Origin of the sequence: Lysobacter spongiicola DSM 21749, from assembly GCF_900167055.1 — a bacterium.
GTDB lineage: Bacteria > Pseudomonadota > Gammaproteobacteria > Xanthomonadales > Xanthomonadaceae > Novilysobacter > Novilysobacter spongiicola.
In genome coordinates, this window is record NZ_FUXP01000003.1 from 38,274 (window position 1) to 54,698 (window position 16,425).

At 68.3% G+C, this 16,425-nt stretch carries 17 protein-coding genes; 9 read left to right on the forward strand and 8 right to left on the reverse strand.

The window, feature by feature from the left end; genetic code table 11:
* Nucleotides 1-97 precede the first annotated feature (97 nt).
* From yegS to B5D37_RS05910, 3 genes are all read right to left on the reverse strand, one after another.
* On the reverse strand, nt 98-1,141 hold the full coding sequence (gene yegS / locus B5D37_RS05900) for a lipid kinase YegS (protein ID WP_078757797.1): 1,044 nt from the start codon (nt 1,139-1,141) through the stop codon (nt 98-100).
* Between the two features lie 203 nt (nt 1,142-1,344).
* Nucleotides 1,345-2,019, reverse strand: a complete 675-nt coding sequence (rpe, locus tag B5D37_RS05905) for a ribulose-phosphate 3-epimerase (RefSeq protein ID WP_078757798.1) — start codon at nt 2,017-2,019, stop codon at nt 1,345-1,347.
* A 112-nt stretch (nt 2,020-2,131) separates the two neighbouring features.
* The gene (locus tag B5D37_RS05910; protein WP_078757799.1) at nt 2,132-2,470 is read right to left on the reverse strand and encodes a J domain-containing protein; all 339 of its coding nucleotides are present in this window, start codon (nt 2,468-2,470) and stop codon (nt 2,132-2,134) included.
* 170 nt (nt 2,471-2,640) lie between these two features.
* Here B5D37_RS05910 and B5D37_RS05915 point away from each other — a divergent pair, with 170 nt between their 5' ends.
* The 3 genes from B5D37_RS05915 to B5D37_RS05925 all read left to right on the forward strand — a co-directional run bounded on the left by B5D37_RS05915 (nt 2,641) and on the right by B5D37_RS05925 (nt 5,209).
* Nucleotides 2,641-3,579 (forward strand): phosphoribosylaminoimidazolesuccinocarboxamide synthase, encoded by a 939-nt coding sequence (locus tag B5D37_RS05915; protein ID WP_234987726.1) that lies wholly within the window; start codon nt 2,641-2,643, stop codon nt 3,577-3,579.
* A 164-nt stretch (nt 3,580-3,743) separates the two neighbouring features.
* On the forward strand, nt 3,744-4,220 hold the full coding sequence (locus B5D37_RS05920) for an Mpo1 family 2-hydroxy fatty acid dioxygenase (protein WP_078757800.1): 477 nt from the start codon (nt 3,744-3,746) through the stop codon (nt 4,218-4,220).
* 101 nt (nt 4,221-4,321) lie between these two features.
* Entirely contained in the window at nt 4,322-5,209 is an 888-nt protein-coding gene (locus B5D37_RS05925; protein WP_078757801.1) for a DMT family transporter, read from the forward strand.
* A gap of 4 nt (nt 5,210-5,213) precedes the next feature.
* Here the strand turns inward: B5D37_RS05925 and B5D37_RS05930 are convergent, their stop codons facing one another.
* The gene (locus tag B5D37_RS05930) at nt 5,214-6,101 is read right to left on the reverse strand and encodes an SDR family oxidoreductase (RefSeq protein ID WP_078757802.1); all 888 of its coding nucleotides are present in this window, start codon (nt 6,099-6,101) and stop codon (nt 5,214-5,216) included.
* 142 nt (nt 6,102-6,243) lie between these two features.
* Between B5D37_RS05930 and B5D37_RS05935 the strand changes: the two genes are divergently transcribed.
* The 6 genes from B5D37_RS05935 to B5D37_RS05960 are packed head-to-tail and all read left to right on the forward strand — an operon-like array spanning nt 6,244 to nt 12,172.
* Nucleotides 6,244-9,078 (forward strand): monovalent cation/H+ antiporter subunit A, encoded by a 2,835-nt coding sequence (locus B5D37_RS05935; protein ID WP_078757803.1) that lies wholly within the window; start codon nt 6,244-6,246, stop codon nt 9,076-9,078.
* Nucleotides 9,078-9,449 carry a Na+/H+ antiporter subunit C gene (locus tag B5D37_RS05940; protein ID WP_078757804.1) on the forward strand — a complete coding sequence of 124 codons (372 nt, stop codon included), beginning with the start codon at nt 9,078-9,080 and terminating at the stop codon, nt 9,447-9,449. The genes B5D37_RS05935 and B5D37_RS05940 overlap by 1 nt, the downstream gene beginning before the upstream one ends.
* Nucleotides 9,446-10,990 carry a monovalent cation/H+ antiporter subunit D gene (locus B5D37_RS05945; RefSeq protein ID WP_078757805.1) on the forward strand — a complete coding sequence of 515 codons (1,545 nt, stop codon included), beginning with the start codon at nt 9,446-9,448 and terminating at the stop codon, nt 10,988-10,990. Before B5D37_RS05940 ends, B5D37_RS05945 begins: the two co-directional genes overlap by 4 nt.
* Nucleotides 10,987-11,502, forward strand: coding sequence for a Na+/H+ antiporter subunit E (locus tag B5D37_RS05950; RefSeq protein ID WP_078757806.1), 516 nt, complete (start codon nt 10,987-10,989; stop codon nt 11,500-11,502). The genes B5D37_RS05945 and B5D37_RS05950 overlap by 4 nt, the downstream gene beginning before the upstream one ends.
* Nucleotides 11,499-11,801, forward strand: coding sequence for a K+/H+ antiporter subunit F (locus tag B5D37_RS05955; RefSeq protein WP_078757807.1), 303 nt, complete (start codon nt 11,499-11,501; stop codon nt 11,799-11,801). Before B5D37_RS05950 ends, B5D37_RS05955 begins: the two co-directional genes overlap by 4 nt.
* Complete coding sequence (locus B5D37_RS05960) at nt 11,798-12,172, forward strand: Na+/H+ antiporter subunit G (protein ID WP_078757808.1); 375 nt, start codon at nt 11,798-11,800, stop codon at nt 12,170-12,172. Before B5D37_RS05955 ends, B5D37_RS05960 begins: the two co-directional genes overlap by 4 nt.
* On the opposite strand, the gene B5D37_RS05965 is transcribed toward B5D37_RS05960, so the two are convergent.
* From B5D37_RS05965 to hppD, 4 genes are all read right to left on the reverse strand, one after another.
* Nucleotides 12,173-13,126, reverse strand: coding sequence for a sodium:calcium antiporter (locus B5D37_RS05965; protein WP_200809198.1), 954 nt, complete (start codon nt 13,124-13,126; stop codon nt 12,173-12,175).
* Nucleotides 13,123-13,812 (reverse strand): hypothetical protein, encoded by a 690-nt coding sequence (locus tag B5D37_RS05970; protein WP_078757809.1) that lies wholly within the window; start codon nt 13,810-13,812, stop codon nt 13,123-13,125. Before B5D37_RS05970 ends, B5D37_RS05965 begins: the two co-directional genes overlap by 4 nt.
* A gap of 91 nt (nt 13,813-13,903) precedes the next feature.
* Nucleotides 13,904-15,217: a homogentisate 1,2-dioxygenase gene (gene hmgA, locus B5D37_RS05975; protein ID WP_078757810.1), complete on the reverse strand. Its 1,314-nt coding sequence runs from the start codon at nt 15,215-15,217 to the stop codon at nt 13,904-13,906.
* Nucleotides 15,218-15,232: 15 nt separating this feature from the next.
* Nucleotides 15,233-16,327, reverse strand: coding sequence for a 4-hydroxyphenylpyruvate dioxygenase (hppD, locus tag B5D37_RS05980; RefSeq protein ID WP_078757811.1), 1,095 nt, complete (start codon nt 16,325-16,327; stop codon nt 15,233-15,235).
* Between the last annotated feature and the right edge of the window lie 98 nt (nt 16,328-16,425).

Sequence of the window (16,425 nt, forward strand, 5' to 3'; positions counted from 1 at the left end):
GGATGCGACGGAGCGTGGACGGCGGCGCCAAGCCACCATCGCCAACCCGCGTCGGCCATGCAGGAAACTTTGCAGGAAATGGGGTTCGCCCGGGACATCATCGCGACACTTTATCCGGTTCGGCGGCCGGATGCGACGCCTTGCCGCGCACCATCGGACAGTCCGGTGGCAGGTGCATGCGCACGCGGCTGGCCACGCAGTCGATGAGGAAGCGGGTCGACTCCACCGGTTCGCCGTCGAGGTTCAGCACGAAGGGTTCGTCGGCCTCGATCTCCACCCGCGGCAACTGCCGGCGCACCGCCACGCGATCCAGCGCCGCCTGCTTCCCGCCCTTGAGGACGGCGCCGATGGTGGCACCGACCTGGCCCTCCAGGCTCGGGACGATGGTCAGTTCGAGCAGGTCGTCATCGAGCATCGCATCGCGGCACAGCACCTGGCCGCCGCCGGCCTGGCTGCCATTGCCGATGCCGAGCGCGATGAACTCGCCCTCCCAGCGGAACGTGGTGCCGTCGGCGCCCGTGCCGTTGAAGCGCGCGTGGATCGGGTCGATGCGCCCCAGGCGCGCGATGCCGGTGAGCAGGTAGGCCAGGCCACCCAGCAGCTTCTTCAGGCCTTCACTGGTTTCCACCGTCACCTGGGTACCGAAGCCGCCGCTGGCGAGGTTGGCGCACCAGTGGCTCCGGTCGCCGCCGCCCTCGCCGCCACGACCGAGGCTGTCTATGCGCAGCAGGTCGATGCGGCGCGCGACGCTGGTCCTGGCCAGCTCCAGTGCCTCAATCGGATCCAGCGGGATCCCGGCCGCGGCGGCGAAGTCATTGGCGGTGCCCATGGGGACGAGCGCCAGCGCGGGCAGGCCCTCGGCGTCCTCGTCGCGACAGGCCAGGGTCGCCGCCACTTCGCTGAGCGTGCCATCACCGCCGGCCGCGACCACCGTGTCCACACCATCGGCGATGGCCTCGGCGACGTAACGTTCGGCGTCACCGGACTCCCAGGTGACCCGCACGCTCAGGCTGACGCCGGCTTCGCGCATCGCCGCGACGCCCTCGCGCAGGGAGTCGTCGCCGGCGGACTTGCCGTTGATGATCAGCCGCCAGCGCGGTGCGTCTGCGAGCGGGGCAAGGGGCACGTCGGCGGCGGTCATCGCGCAGAAGTTAGCAGGCGCTGGTGAAGCCCGGGTGCGCGCCGTTGCACTGCCCGACTGTCATCCCGGTGTCACCGATGCCGGGCAGCATGGGAGTCCATAGCAGGGACGACGGGCGGAGGCGGGATTGCCTCCAGATCACCGGGGCCGGGAGCTGGATCGCTTCCGGCCCTTCTCTATTGGTAGACGACGGGCAGGGCGGATCAGCCCCGGACGCCGGACACCGCGGCCTTCATGCGCCCGACCACGTCGGCATAGTCCGCCGCATTGAAGATCGCCGAGCCGGCGACAAAGGTATCGGCACCCGCCGCGGCGATCTCGGCGATGTTGTCCGCCTTGACCCCGCCGTCGATCTCCAGCCGCACCTCACGCCCGCTCCGGTCGATCCGCTCGCGGACCCGGCGCAGCTTGTCCAGGGTCGACGGGATGAATGCCTGGCCACCAAAACCCGGGTTGACCGACATCAGCAGCACCATGTCGAGCTCTTCGAGCACGTAGTCCAGCACCTCGACCGGCGTGCCGGGGTTCAACACCAGCCCGGCCTTGCAGCCGTGGGACTTGATCAGCTGCACGGTGCGATGCACGTGCCGGCTGGCCTCGGGGTGGAAGCTGATGATGCTGGCGCCGGCCTTGGCGAAATCCGGCACGATGCGGTCGACCGGCTCGACCATCAGGTGCACGTCGATCGGTGCGGTGACGCCATGCTTGCGCAACGCCTCGCAGACCATCGGGCCGATGGTGAGGTTGGGCACGTAGTGGTTGTCCATCACGTCGAAGTGCACCCAGTCGGCGCCGGCCGCCAGCACGGCGTCGACCTCCTCGCCGAGCCGGGCGAAGTTGGCGGAGAGGATGGACGGGGCGATGACGGTGGGTTGCATGGTCGGGACCTCGGTCGAGCTTCTGTAGGAGGGGCTTCAGCCCCGGTCACGGAACGGCACGCGCGTGCAGGCATTCGATCGCGGCTGAAGCCGCTCCTGCACACGCGGGAAATCATTTCCGGGTTTTGCGCTGGGCCTTGATGCGATCGTATGCGCGGTTGAGTTCGGCGGCGCGGGCTTCGGCCTGGGCACGCAGCTCGGGCGCGGCACCGGACAGGCGGTCGGGATGGTACTGGGAGATCAGCCGACGGTAGGCCTGGTCGACATCGTGGTCGCTGGCCTCGCGGTCCAGGCCGAGCATGGCGTAGGGGTTGTTGCGACGCAGCCTGAACCAGTCAGCGTCGAAGGCATGGCCGATCAGCAGGCCGATGATGGCGCCCAGCAACGGGTTGAACCGCAGCAGCGCGGCGCCGGCAAACGCACCCAGGAGCTTTCCGTACCACCGTTTCACGTTCGCCCCGGCCCCCGGGCCGTCACTTCCGGATCAGGGGCGAAGTGTACCTGCAGCACGGCGCGGACCGTCGTACACTGCCCGGCCCGGTCGCGCACGTGCGCGCGATGTGCAGGATGCGCGGCGCCGGGGGCAACACAGCCGACCAGCTGCCACCAGGGATTCCGACGTTGTCAGACAAGCCCCGCCCCGCGCTCTCCCAGTCCGAGCTGCCCGGCCTGCCGCTGCGACACCGCGGCAAGGTCCGGGACGTGTTCGACCTGCCCGCCGACCGGCTGCCCGCCGGCACCCCGCCGGGTGACTACCTGCTGATGGTCGCCACCGACCGCCTCAGCGCGTTCGACGTGGTGCTGCCCGACCCGATCCCGGGCAAGGGCGAGATGCTCTGCCAGATCAGCAATTTCTGGTTCGGCCGCACCGACCACATCTGCCCCAACCACCTCACCGGCATCGATGTCCGTGCCGTCCTGCCCGAAGGCGTCGATCACGCGCGCTACGAGAAGCGGGCGGTGGTGACCAAGCGGCTCAAGCCGGTGCCGATCGAGTGCATCGCCCGCGGCTACGTGATCGGCAGTGGCTGGAAGGACTACCAGCGCACCGGCCGGATCAGCGGCATCGGCCTGCCCGACGGCCTGCAGCAGGCCGAGAAGCTGGCCGAGCCGATCTTCACCCCCTCGACCAAGGCCGCCGTCGGCGACCACGACGAGAACATCGACTTCGACACCGCCGTGCGCCTGTGCGGTGCCGAGCTGGCCGAGGCGGTGCGCGACGCGACCCTGCGCCTGTACCGGTTCGCCTGCGACCATGCCGCCGAGCGCGGCATCCTGCTGGCCGACACCAAGTTCGAGTTCGGCACCGACGCCGACGGCAGGCTCTACGTGATGGACGAGATGCTCACGCCGGACTCCTCGCGCTACTGGCCCGCCGACGAGTACCGGGTCGGCACCAGCCCGCCCAGCTACGACAAGCAGATCGTGCGCGACTACCTTGAGGCCTCGGGCTGGGACAAGCGCCCGCCGGGTCCGTCGCTGCCGCCGGAAGTGATCGAGCGCACCCGCGCGCGGTACGCCGAGGCGCTGGAGAAGCTGGCCGGCATCAGCATCGACTGAGGCGGGTTTGGTACGAGCGGCCTCGTAGGAGCGGCTTCAGCCGCGATCGGAAAACGGCGCGAGCGACCGATCCTCCGATCGCGGCTGAAGCCGCTCCTACAACAGCCTGCGAGCGGTAGCATGGGATCGGCGGCGGGTCGGCCGCCGCGACCAGGAGAGTGCCGATGGCTGCCATGCAACGTCCGATCGACCGCTGGTTCGCCAGCTACTCCGGCGACCATCGCAACGACACCAACCAGCTGATCCACGTGGTCTGCGTGCCGGCGATCGTCTGGAGCATCATCGCGCTGCTGTGGTGCATCCCCGCGCCCGGGACGCTGTTCCGCGAGGGCTTCTGGGCCGGACTGGCGATGTTCGCCGTGACCCTCTTCTATTACCGGCACTCGCGCATGCTGGGGCTCGGCATGCTGGCGATGTTCACGCTGATGGGCCTGGCCTGCTACGCGGTCTTCAACGCGTTCGGCACGGCCGTGCTGTTGTGGGCCGGCGCCGCCGTCTTCGTGGTCGCGTGGATCGGGCAGTTCATCGGCCACAGGATCGAGGGCCGCAAACCGAGCTTCCTCACCGACCTGACCTACCTGCTGATCGGCCCGGCCTGGGTGCTGGCCAAGGGCTACCGGAAGTTCGGCCTGCGCTATTGACCGCACCTGCGCGTGGCCGCGGGACACTGCATCGCTCCACCGGCACCACCGCCGGGCGCCATTGGCGGCGACAATAGGCTGCCCCCACGACGGACCCCCCGATGCCAGCGCGCGACCTCGTCCTCATCCTGGTGATCTGCATCGCCTGGGCCGGCAACTTCCTCGCCTCCGCCCATGCCCTGCAGGAGATACCGCCGTTCCTCTACACGGCGATCCGCATGGCGATCCTGGCCGCGATCCTGGCGGTGATGATCAAGCCGCCGGCAAAGGGCCAGTGGCCGCGCCTGCTGGCAGTGGCGATCTGCAACAACGTGCTGCACTTCGGGCTCAGCTTCTGGGCGCTCAAGATGGCCGGCAACCTGTCCTCCGTCGCCATCGTGATGCAGAGCTACGTGCCGATGTCGGCGGTGCTGGCGTGGGTGGTCCTGGGCGAGCGCTTCGGCTGGCGCACGGCTACCGCGATCGTGGTCAGCTTCGGCGGCATCCTGGTGCTGGGCTTCGATCCGCTGGTGCTCGATCGCCCCCTCTCGCTGGCGATGATGCTGGTCTCGGCCGCATTCCTGGCCCTGGGCACCGTGCTGATGCGCCGACTGACCGGCCTGGGCATGGTCAGCCAGCAGGGCTGGAGCGCCGTGATCTCGGTATTGCCCCTGTTCGGACTGAGCCTGCTGCTGGAGCCGGGCGGCCTGGCGGCACTGGCTGATGCGACCTGGGTCGGCTGGACCGGTGCGCTGTATTCGGCACTGATCGCGTCGCTGCTCGGGCACGGGTTGTACTTCGTGCTGGTCCAGCGGCATCCCATCGCCGAGCTCACCCCCTGGCTGCTGCTGACACCGATACTCGCGGTGGTGCTGGGCATCGTGTTCTGGGGCGACCGTCCCGGGCCGCAACTGTGGATCGGCGGCGCGATGGTGCTGGGTGGCGTGCTGATGATCGCGCTGCGGGCGAAGGCGAAGGCGCGTCCGCTGCCGCCAGCGAAGGAGATCTGAGCGCTCAGTCCGCGGAGAACATCCGGGCTTCGGGCTCGAACCGCCGCGGCCGGTAATCCAGGTCCCGCATCGCGGGCGTGGCATCGAACACCAGGTCCTCGGCCATGCGCGCCACGCCGGCGGCACCGAAACCACCGGCACGGCCACTGGCCCGGAGCAGCGACAGCGCCAGCTTGAACAGTGGCGATGGCAACTCCACCAGCCGCGCAGGTGGCTGCAGGCATCCGAGGACCCGCGCCACCATCTCGCGGTACGGCAGGGTCTCGCCTCCAGGCAGTGCATATACCTTGCCGGCGATCCCCGGCCGGTCGACGCAGGCCCACGCGGCCGCGGCGAGATCACCCACATGCACCGGCTGGCGCAATCCGGTCGCACCCCGGGGCAGCGGGAAGAAACCGAACCTTGACCCCAGCGCGGCGATCCTGGTCAGGCTGGCATCGCGGCCGGCGCCGTACACCAGCGTCGGGCGGAGGATGGTTGCGCTCGCGCCAGCGTGCGCCGCACGATCGAGCACACGCTGCTCGGCCTCCAGCAGGCGTCGCGCCAGGTCGCGCTCGCTCGGGTCCAGCGATGCCTGCTTGGTCGATGCGCTGGTCGAGCCGAAGGCGACCACGCAGCCGGCGTCGATGGCCGCGGCCGCGTACCAGTGGGAGAACAGGTCGAGCGGCCCGCAACTGAAGATCGCATCGACACTCGCCGGCAAGGCCGGCGGAGCACCGAGCTCGCCACGCAGCCAGTGCACGCCATGATGGACATCCGACTGCTGCGGGAGCTGCCGTGACACGGCGTGGACCCGCCACCCTTCGGGCAGCAGGTGCTGCAGGTGCTGCAGGTGCTGCAGCAAGGCTTGCCCGATCTGGCCGGTAGCACCGAATATGAGGGCTTCACGCATGGCTCGGGCAGCTCCGTGCACGATTCCGGTTGGCTCCGGGTGAGCCGGGCAGGATAACCCCGCCCGGTCGGATCGGCGTCATCGGGTACGATGGCCGGCCCGCTTTCCCGGCCCGCGCCACCGGCAATCGCCCCGGAGTCCGATGCTGCCACTGCTGCTCGCCCTGCCCTTCATCTTCGCCGCACTGCTGGCCATGGCGCCCGGCGCCGATCGGCGGACCCTGGGTTGGCTGGCAGGTGCCGCGCCCGTCGGCGGGCTGGTCCTGCTGGCCGTGCTGACGCCCCATGTCGCCGGTGGCGAAGTGGTGCGCTGGAGCGTCCCGTGGATCCCGCAACTCGGGCTGGCGATGTCGCTGCGGCTGGACGGGCTGGCGTGGATGTTCGCCTTGATGGTGCTGGGCATCGGCGCGCTGGTGGTGATGTACGCGCACTACTACCTGGGTCCGAAGGAAAAGGCCCAGCGCTTCTACTGCTACCTGTTGCTGTTCATGGGCGCCATGCTCGGCATGGTGGTCGCCGGCAACCTGCTGTTGCTGGTGGTGTTCTGGGAGCTGACCTCGATCAGCTCGTTCCTGCTGATCGGCTTCTGGTCGCATCGCGAAGATGCCCGCGACGGCGCCCGCATGGCGCTGACCATTACCGCCGGCGGTGGCCTGGCGCTGCTGGGCGGTGTGCTGATGATCGGGCAGATCGTGGGCAGCTACGAGCTCGACGCGGTGTTGCTGGCCGGCGACACGATCCGCGCCCACGCCCTGTACCCGTGGGTGCTGGGGCTGGTGCTGCTGGGCGTGTTCACCAAGAGCGCGCAGTTCCCGTTCCAGTTCTGGCTGCCGCATGCGATGGCCGCGCCCACCCCGGTGTCGGCGTACCTGCACTCGGCGACGATGGTGAAGGCGGGTGTCTTCCTGCTGGCGCGCCTGCATCCGGTGTTGGCCGGCACCGACCTGTTCTTCTACGTGGTGACCATCGTCGGCGCGCTGACCCTGCTGATGGGTGCGTGGTACGCGATCTTCCAGCACGACCTCAAGGGCCTGCTGGCGTACTCGACCATCTCCCACCTGGGCCTGATCACGCTGCTGTTCGGGCTTTCCACGCCGTTGGCGGTGGTGGCAGGACTGTTCCACATCCTCAACCACGCGACGTTCAAGGCCTCGCTGTTCATGGCCGCCGGCATCATCGACCACGAAGCCGGTACGCGCGACATGCGCCGGCTCGGCAACCTGCGCAGGTACCTGCCCTACACCAGCGCACTGGCGATCATCGCGACCCTGGCGATGGCCGGCATCCCGCTGCTCAATGGCTTCCTGTCCAAGGAGATGTTCTTCGCACAGGCGCTGGAGATCGAGCACCACGATGCGATGCGCCTGGGCATCAGCGCGGCCGCTTTCCTGTTCGCGATGTTCGGCGTCGCCTACAGCCTGCGCTTCGTGCACGACACCTTCTTCGGCGCGGGCCCGCGCGCGGTCGAGCGGGAGATCCATGAGCCGCCACGCTTCATGCGCATCCCGGTGGCGGTGCTGGTGGTGCTGTGCCTGGCGGTGGGCATCCTGCCGGCCTGGACGATCGCGCCGGCACTGGCGATCGCGGCCTACGGGGTGCTCGGCAGCGACGTGCCCTATTACAGCCTGTCGATCTGGCACGGCTTCAACCTGCCGCTGATGATGAGCCTGGGTGGCGTGGTCGGCGGCGTCGCGCTGTACTTCGGCCTGCGGCGCCTGTTCGACCTGCACGCGATCGTGCGCCGTTCGCTCGGCCGCCACCTGTTCTGGCTCAACGTCGAAGCGCTGTTCCGGATGGCACGGCGCTTTACCCATGCCATCGCCAACGGCAGCGTGCAGCGCAGCATGCTGTGGCTGGTACTGGCCGCGATCGCCGCGGGCGCCGCCCCCTTCGTGGTGGGTGCGATCGACGGCAATCCCGACCCCGTCGCCACCGTCTCGACCCAGCCGCTCCCACTGCTCGGTTGGGTACTGTGGTTGATCCTGGTCGCCTGCACCCTGGGCACGCTGGCGCTGTATCGACGACGGCTGCTGGCGGTGATCGTGATGAACGGTGCCGGCCTGGCGGTGAGCATGGGCTTCATCGCGCTGTCGGCACCGGACCTGGCCCTGACCCAGTTGCTGGTGGAGATGGTCACCCTCTCGCTGATCCTGCTCGCGCTGCATTACCTGCCCAAGGATTCGCCACCGGAACGTTCGCTGCCGCGCCGCTGGCGCGACGGCCTGGTGGCGGTGGCCGCCGGCGGGGGCGTGGCGATGCTCGCCTACGCGATGATGACGCGCCCAGCCGACACCATTGCCACGGAACTTCTTGCGCGATCCCTGCCCGAAGCCTGGGGCAGCAACGTGGTCAACGTGATCCTGGTCGACTTCCGCGGCTTCGACACCTTCGGCGAGATCACCGTCTTCGGCATCGCCGCGCTGGTGGTGCACGCCCTGCTGCGGCGGGCGCGCATGGCCCCGGAAAAGGTCATGCCGGGGCCACCGGTGAAGCTCCCGATCCCGGCCGACCTGGCCCAGATCATCTTCCCCCTGACCCTGACGGTGTCGATCTTCCTGTTCCTGCGCGGACACAACTCCCCGGGTGGCGGCTTCATCGCCGGCCTGACGCTGGCGGTGCCGCTGCTGGTGCAGTACGTGATCCAGGGCGCGGCCTCGGTCGAATCGCGTTTCGGCTTCGACTACATCCGCTGCATCGGCATCGGCCTGGTCATCGCCACGCTCACCGGCATGGCCGCGATGGTGCTGGGCGCGCCGTTCCTCACCAGCGGGCACTACTACCTCGATCTGCCGCTGCTCGGGAAGATCCCGCTGTCCAGCGCGGCGGCGTTCGACCTGGGGGTCTACCTGGTGGTCTTCGGCGGCACCATGCTGATCCTCTCGATGATGGGCACGCTGCGCCCGTCCAAGCGGATGATCGCCCGCCGCGGCACGATCGACCCTGCCACGCGTTCCGCCGTCACCGGAGAGGTCGCATGATGGAATTGGCACTCTCGAGCGCGATCGGGGTGATGGTCGCCGCCGGCGTCTACCTGTTGTTGCGGGCCCGCAGTTTCGACATGGTCCTGGGCCTGACACTGTTGTCGTATGCCACCAACCTGCTGATCTTCACCGGCGGCCGGCCGGTGGTGGGCAAGCCGCCGGTGCTGGCCGATGGCGTCGCAGCGACGCTGGCGAACTACAGCGATCCGCTGCCCCAGGCCCTGGTGCTGACCGCCATCGTGATTGCCTTCGCGATGACCGCGGTGACCATCGTTCTGGCGATACGCAGCCGTGCCGACAACGACAGCGACCACGTCGACGCCGGTGACCGGCCGCTGGACGCATCCCCGGGGGAGGATCCCCAATGAACCACCTGGTGATCCTGCCGATCCTGGTGCCCCTGCTGGGCGCGGCGCTGTCGCTGTTCGTCGAGCACCGGCGCTACGGCACGGTGGTGCAGCGCTCGGTCGGCTGGGGCTCCACGCTGGTGGTGCTCGGCGTGGCCGCCCTGCTGTTCGCGCAGGCCAGCGAGGGTGGCGTGGTGGCCTACCTCGTCGGCGATTGGGTCTCGCGCCTCGGCATCACCCTGGTGGCCGACAGGCTTTCCGCACTGATGGTGCTGACCGTCTCGCTCCTCGCAGTGGCGAGCCTGCTGCATGCGTGCTCGGGCTGGGACCGCCGGGCACCCCATTTCCACGCGCTGTTCCAGTTCCAGCTGGTCGGGCTCAATGGCGCCTTCCTGACGGGCGACATCTTCAACCTGTTCGTGTTCTTCGAAGTGATGCTGATCGCGTCCTACGGGCTGCTGCTGACCGGGGGCCGTGGCGTCCGGATGGCGGCGGGGCTGCACTACGTGGTGTTCAACGTCGCCGCCTCGACCCTGTTCCTGATCGCGCTGGGCCTGCTCTACGGCCTGCTCGGCACGCTCAACATGGCCGAGCTGTCCGTGCGCATCGCCGAACTGGCACCGCAGGACCTGTCACTTGCCAAGGCGACCATCGGCCTGTTGCTGGTGGTGTTCTGCGCCAAGGCCGCACTGCTCCCGCTGTACCTGTGGCTGCCCGAAACCTATACCCGGGCGCCGGCTGCGGTCGCCGCCCTGTTCGTGATCATGACCAAGGTCGGGGTGTATTCGGTGCTGCGGGTCGGCTCGCTGGTGCTGGGCGAACCCGCCGGTCCGCTGGAAGGCTATGGCTGGGACTGGCTGCTGCCGGCTGCGGTGGGCACGCTGGCGCTGGCATCGCTGGGCGTACTGGCGGCTGCCCGGATGCGCATGCTGGTGGCCTACCTGGTGGTGGTGTCGGCGGCCACGCTGTTCATCGCCTTCGGGCTGCGCGCGCCTGCCGCGGTGGGCGCTGGCCTGTACTACCTGGTGCACAGCACCTTCGTCGCCGCCGCATTGTTCATGATCGCCGAGCTGGTCAGGCGCGGGCGTGGCGATGCCGGCAGCGACCTGCGCCAACTCAATGCGCCGCCGGCGGTACGGCAACTGGCGGCGGTGATGTTCATCCTGGCCGGTGTGTCCATCGCCGGGCTCCCACCGCTGTCGGGCTTCATCGGCAAGATGGCCCTGCTGCAGGCCGTGCCCGCCGATGATGTCGTCTGGGTGTGGCCGGTCATCCTGGTCAGCAGCCTGATGGTCATCGTCGGGCTGACCCGTGCCGGCACGCGCACCTTCTGGAAGGCGGGCCCCAATCCCGACGTGGTGCAGGCGCCTCCCACGCGGCAGGCAACCTCGCGGCCGGCCGAGACCGCGGCCACGGTGCTGTTGCTGCTGTATGGCATCGCGATGAGCCTGGCCGCCGCACCGGTGGTCGACTACACCCGCGCCGCCGCCGACCAGCTGATGGCGCCGGCCGAGTACGTCCGTCAGCTGCGGGCCACCCTGCCTGCCGGGAGGAACCCATGAACGCGCCCGTGAAACCGTCGGGGATGCTCAACCGCTGGCTGCCATCGATTCCGTTGACGATCACGATCATCATCTTCTGGATGCTGATGGTCTCGGAGCTGAGCCTTGCGCACCTGTTGTTCGGCACGCTGCTCGGGCTGGTGATTCCCCTGTTCGCAACCCGCCTGGACCGCGAGTTCGCCCGCATCGGCAGCCTGCGGCTGGTGCCGAAGATGATCGGCGTGCTGTTGTGGGACATCGTGCTGTCGAACATCGAAGTGGCCCGCCGCGTCATCGGGCCGGAACGCCATCTGACGCCGGGCTTCATCTGGCTGCCGCTGGACATGGACAACATCCACGGCATCGCGGCGCTCGCCAGTTTCATCACCCTGACGCCGGGCACCGTCACCGCGGCCCTCTCCGAGGACCGCAAATACCTGCTGATCCATGTGTTCAACCTGAAGGATGCCGACGCGCTGATCGACAGCATCAAGCGGCGCTACGAGGCACCGCTGAAGGAGATCTTCCCATGACCGGATTCTCCATCGCCGCCGAACCCGGCCTGCTGGGCATCGCCATCGTCGCCTCCATGTTCGGGGTCGGCCTGGCCATGCTGATGGGCCTGTGGCGCCTGGCGCGCGGCCCGACCGTGATGGACCGCATCCTCGCCCTGGACACGCTGAACGTGACGGCGATCGCCGAGCTGATGCTGTTCGGCATCCACCAGGGGAGTTCGATCTATTTCGAGGCGGCGCTGATCATCGCCATGCTGGGTTTCGTCAGCACCGTGGTGCTGAGCAAATACGTGATTCGCAGGGATATCGTCGAATGAACCCCGTGATCGAAATCGCCCTGGTGCTGCTGCTGGTGGTCGGCACCTTCTTCATCCTGGTAGGTGCCTTCAGCCTGGTGAAGCTGTCGGAGTTCTTCAAACGCCTCCACGGCCCGACCAAGGCCAGCACGCTGGGCGTGGGTTGCCTGCTGGTGGCGTCGGTCGGTTACCACGCCTTCACCGGCAGCGATCCGCAGCCGCGTGAGTTGCTGATCACGTTGTTCCTGCTGATCACCGCACCGATCAGCGCGCACCTGATGGCCAAGGCGGCGCTCTCGCTGCACATGGACGACCATCCGCAGCTACCGGACAAGCCGGAGGACACGCATGTGCCGCCGCGCCCGGACGGCGCCCCCGACGACACCCACTGATCAACGCAGCATCAGCAGCTCGAAGCCGACCCAGGCAGCGAAGGCCACCAGCAGGATGACGCCCTCGCGACGGCTGACCTGCATGTCACCGCGCATCATCGGCACCAGCATCAGCGCCAGCACCGCTGCCGCGGGCAACTCGATCCGCAGGAATTGCCCGGGCACCACCATCGGGTTCCAGAGCGCCAACCCGCCCAGCACCAGCAGCAGGTTGAACAGGCTGGCGCCGATGACGTGGCCGGCGACCATGTCCCCCTGGTGTCGGCGTGCCGCCGCGATCGCCGCCGCCACTTCCGGCAGCGCGGTGCCAATGGCAACGGGGAGCAGCCCCGTCATCATCGGCAGCAGACCGAGCCCGCGCCCCAGTTCGGGTGCGCTGCCGACCACGAAGCGCGAACCGAAGTACAGCAGCACGATGGCCAACGCGAACCGGATCAGGTTCAGGGCCAGGTCGTCACCCGTCAGGGTGTAGGCCTCCAGCTCCGCGCGCACCGCCGGGGACTCATCCTGCGAGCGCGCGAAGACCCACGCGACGATCCCGAGGAACGCCACGACCAGCAGTGCGCCGTCGACCCGGCCGAGCACACCATCCCACGCCAGGACCGTCACCAGCACCGTGCCAGCGACCACCGAGGCCAGGAGCAACGACAGCGCGCGCCACCGCACCAGCAGCGGTGCCGCCACCGCGGCGGCGCCGAGGGTCAGCCCGAAGTTGACGATGTTGCTGCCCACCGCGTTGCCCATGGCCAGATCCGGCAACCCCTGGGCTACCGCCCGGAGGTTGACGGCCAGCTCGGGAACCGAAGTACCGAAGGCGACCAGCACCAGGCCGGCCAGCAAGGGCGAGAACCCGAAGTGCCGGGCCATCCCCGAGGCCCCCTTGACCACCGAGTCGCCGCCCAGCGCGAGCAGTACCAGACCGAGGACGAAGAAGCCGACCGTCTCCAGCATCATCCGCAGCCTTCCACGTAGTCGACCGCCGGCGGCACGCCGACCCGCCAGCCGACGACGGTGTCTTCAGCATCCGTCTCCAGCACCAGCACGCCCTCGCCCTCTGCCGAAGGCACCCGCAGGTACCACGCGCCTTCGACGTACTTGTGCGGCACCGGCTGGACGCCGTCGCCGTAGAGGGTCTTCACTTCGTCGAGTGACATGCCCGGGCGGGCGCCGCCCGGGGCGACCGCGGAAGTGCTCTCGCTCGAGTACCGGACGAACCGGCCGTCAACGAACATCAGCGCGAGCTCCGACATCGTCTGTCCCGCGGGAAACAGCTGGAAGCACGCCTCGTCACCCGCGGCGTCGCCTTCCAGTTCCCCATCCCACAACTCGCGTACCCGGTCGAGCTCCGTGCCAAAGAGGATGTCACCGTAGCCGTTGAATCCGGCACCCTCTGCGTTGTCCTCCGCTGGCCGCGGTTCGGGCATCACGGTTCCGGGTGGCGCCGTTGCGGGCGGCACATCCTCTACGGGGTGGTCCAGCGCGGCCTCCGCCTGTGCGGATGCAGGCAGCGCGCCCATTCCGGCCGCCCCGCCCGTCGCGGCTGCGTCGGGCCCGGGCCCATCGAGGTGGGCCGGCTCATTGCTGCAGGCGCAGAGCAGGACGGCGGAGAACAGCGCCGGGATCGGCAACAATCGCTTCATCGACAGGTCCGGCGGGTCGTTGGCGCCAGCCTACCGGCTTGCCGTGAAGTCGATGCGAACCGGCGGGCGGCGGCACCGTCGCCGCAGCGTCTCAGGGTGCGCGGAAGTGTTTTTGCAAACCGGCCCAGCAGTCCTGGTAGCCGGCCTGGCGATGGCCGGCCTCCAACGCCTGCGCCGTCGGCCGGATCACGCCCCGTGCCTCGAACATGAAGGCCATGGTGTCCTTCACCACGTCCGGCTTCGACAGATCGGCGTTGCTGGCCTTCTCGAAAGTCGCCGCGTCCGGGCCGTGCCCGGTCATGCAGTTGTGCAGGCTCGATCCACCGGGAACGAAACCCTCGGCCTTGGCGTCGTAGGCGCCATGGATGAGGCCCATGAACTCGCTGGCGATGTTGCGGTGGAACCACGGCGGCCGGAAGGTGTCCTGCGCGACCAGCCAGCGCGGCGGGAAGATCGCGAAGTCCAGGTTGCTGGTGCCCGGCGTATCGCTGGGCGAGTGCAGTACCAGGAAAATCGACGGGTCCGGATGGTCGTAGCTGATCGAGCCGATGGTGTTGAAGCGCCGCAGGTCGTACTTGTAGGGCGCGTAGTTTCCGTGCCAACCGACCACGTCGAGCGGCGAGTGGCCGATGTCGGCGCGCCACAGGTGGCCCTGGAACTTCGCCACCAGTTCGAATTCGCCTTCGATGTCCTCGAACGCGGCCTGCGGGCTCAGGAAGTCCCGGGGATTGGCCAGGCCGTTGCTGCCGATCGGGCCGAGGTCCGGCAGGCGCAGCAGGGCGCCGAAGTTCTCGCAGACATAGCCGCGCGCACTGCCGTCGAGCAACTCGACGCGGAAACGCACGCCCCGGGGCACCACTGCGATCTCCTGCGGCTCGACCTCCACCACCCCCAGCTCGGTGGCCAGGTGCACGCGCCCCTGTTGCGGAACGATCAGCATCTCCGCATCGGCGTTGTAGAAGAAGCGCCCCTGCATCGAAGCGTTGGCGGCATAGACATGCACGCCGAGCCCCGTCATCGCGGCCGGGCCACCGTTGCCTGCCATGGTGTACAGGCCGTCGACGAAGTCGATGCGTTCGCCGTCTCCCGGCATCGGCAGCGGGTCCCAGCGCAGCTGGTTGGGCGTGACCGGGCCGTCGCCGAACTCGTTGTGGAAGCCGGCCGGATGCGACGAACGATACGGCTCGAACGAGCCGTGCATCGCCGCCGGCCGGATGCGGTACAGCCAACTGCGACGGTTGGCATGCCGGGGCGCAGTGAAGGCGGTACCGCTCAGCTGCTCGGCGTAGAGTCCATGCGCGACCTTCTGCGGCGAATTGCGGCCCTGCGGTAGCGTGCCTTCAAGTGCCTCGGTCGCGAACTCGTTGCCAAAACCCGACTGGTACCCGTTACTGGTGATCGCCATGGGCCGCCGCTCCGCTTACAGCACGCCGCGCTTCATCTGGTCGCGCTCGATCGATTCGAACAGCGCCTGGAAGTTGCCTTCGCCGAAGCCCTCGTTGCCCTTGCGCTGGATGATCTCGAAGAAGATCGGGCCGATCGCATTGGTCGTGAAGATCTGCAGCAGGAGGCGCTTCTTGGTCTCCATGTCGGCATCGAGCAGGATCTTGTTCTTCTGCAGGCGCGGCACGTCTTCGCCATGCCCCGGCACGCGCTGGTCGATCACCTCGAAGTAGGTATCCGGGGTGTCCAGGAACTCGATCCCGCCCTCGCGCATCTTCTCGACGGTCTCGTAGATGTCGTCGGTGAAGCAGGCGATGTGCTGGATACCCTCGCCCTTGTACGCATCGAGATATTCGTTGATCTGGCTCTTGGGGTCGTTGGACTCGTTGAGCGGGATGCGCACGATGCCGTCCGGTGCGGTCATCGCCTTGGACACCAGGCCGGTCTTGGCGCCCTTGATGTCGAAGTACTTGATCTCGCGGAAATTGAACAGCTTCTCGTAGTAGTCCGACCACTTCGCCATGTTGCCGAAGTAGAGGTTGTGGGTCAGGTGGTCGATGAAGGTCAGGCCGAAGCCCTTCGGATCCTGGTCGGCGCCCTGCACCGGCAGGAAGTCCTCGCCGTAGATGCTGCCCTTGCCGCCGTAACGGTCGACCAGGTACAGCATGCAGTCGCCGATGCCCTTGACCACCGGGGCGTTGACCGCCTTGGTCTCCGGCTTGTGGTCGATCGCCTCGCCGCCGTTGCCCAGCACCGTCTGGCAGACCTTGTCGGCGCTCTCCTTGAAGCGGATCGCGAAGCCGGCCGCGCACGGGCCGTGGGCCTTGGCGAAGTCGGCCGCGAAGCTGTCGGGGTCCTCGTTGACCAGGAAGTTCACCCCGCCCTGGCGATAGACGGTGATCGGGCGGGTCTTGTGCTGCAGCACCGCGGTGAAGCCCATGCGGCGGAAGTAGTCGTGCAGCATCTCGCCCTGGCCATCGGGCGCGGCGAACTCGACGAATTCGAAACCGTCGATGCCGAGCGGGTTCTCGAACGTGGTGACCTGCATGCCGAGGTTGGGTTGGGCGCTCATGGGAAGACTCCGTGGGTGCTGTCGTGTCGTGGGGGGCGGGGGCACCATCGGCTCCCGTCATCGCGTTATAGTTTCACATGAAACCATAGGCAAGGCAC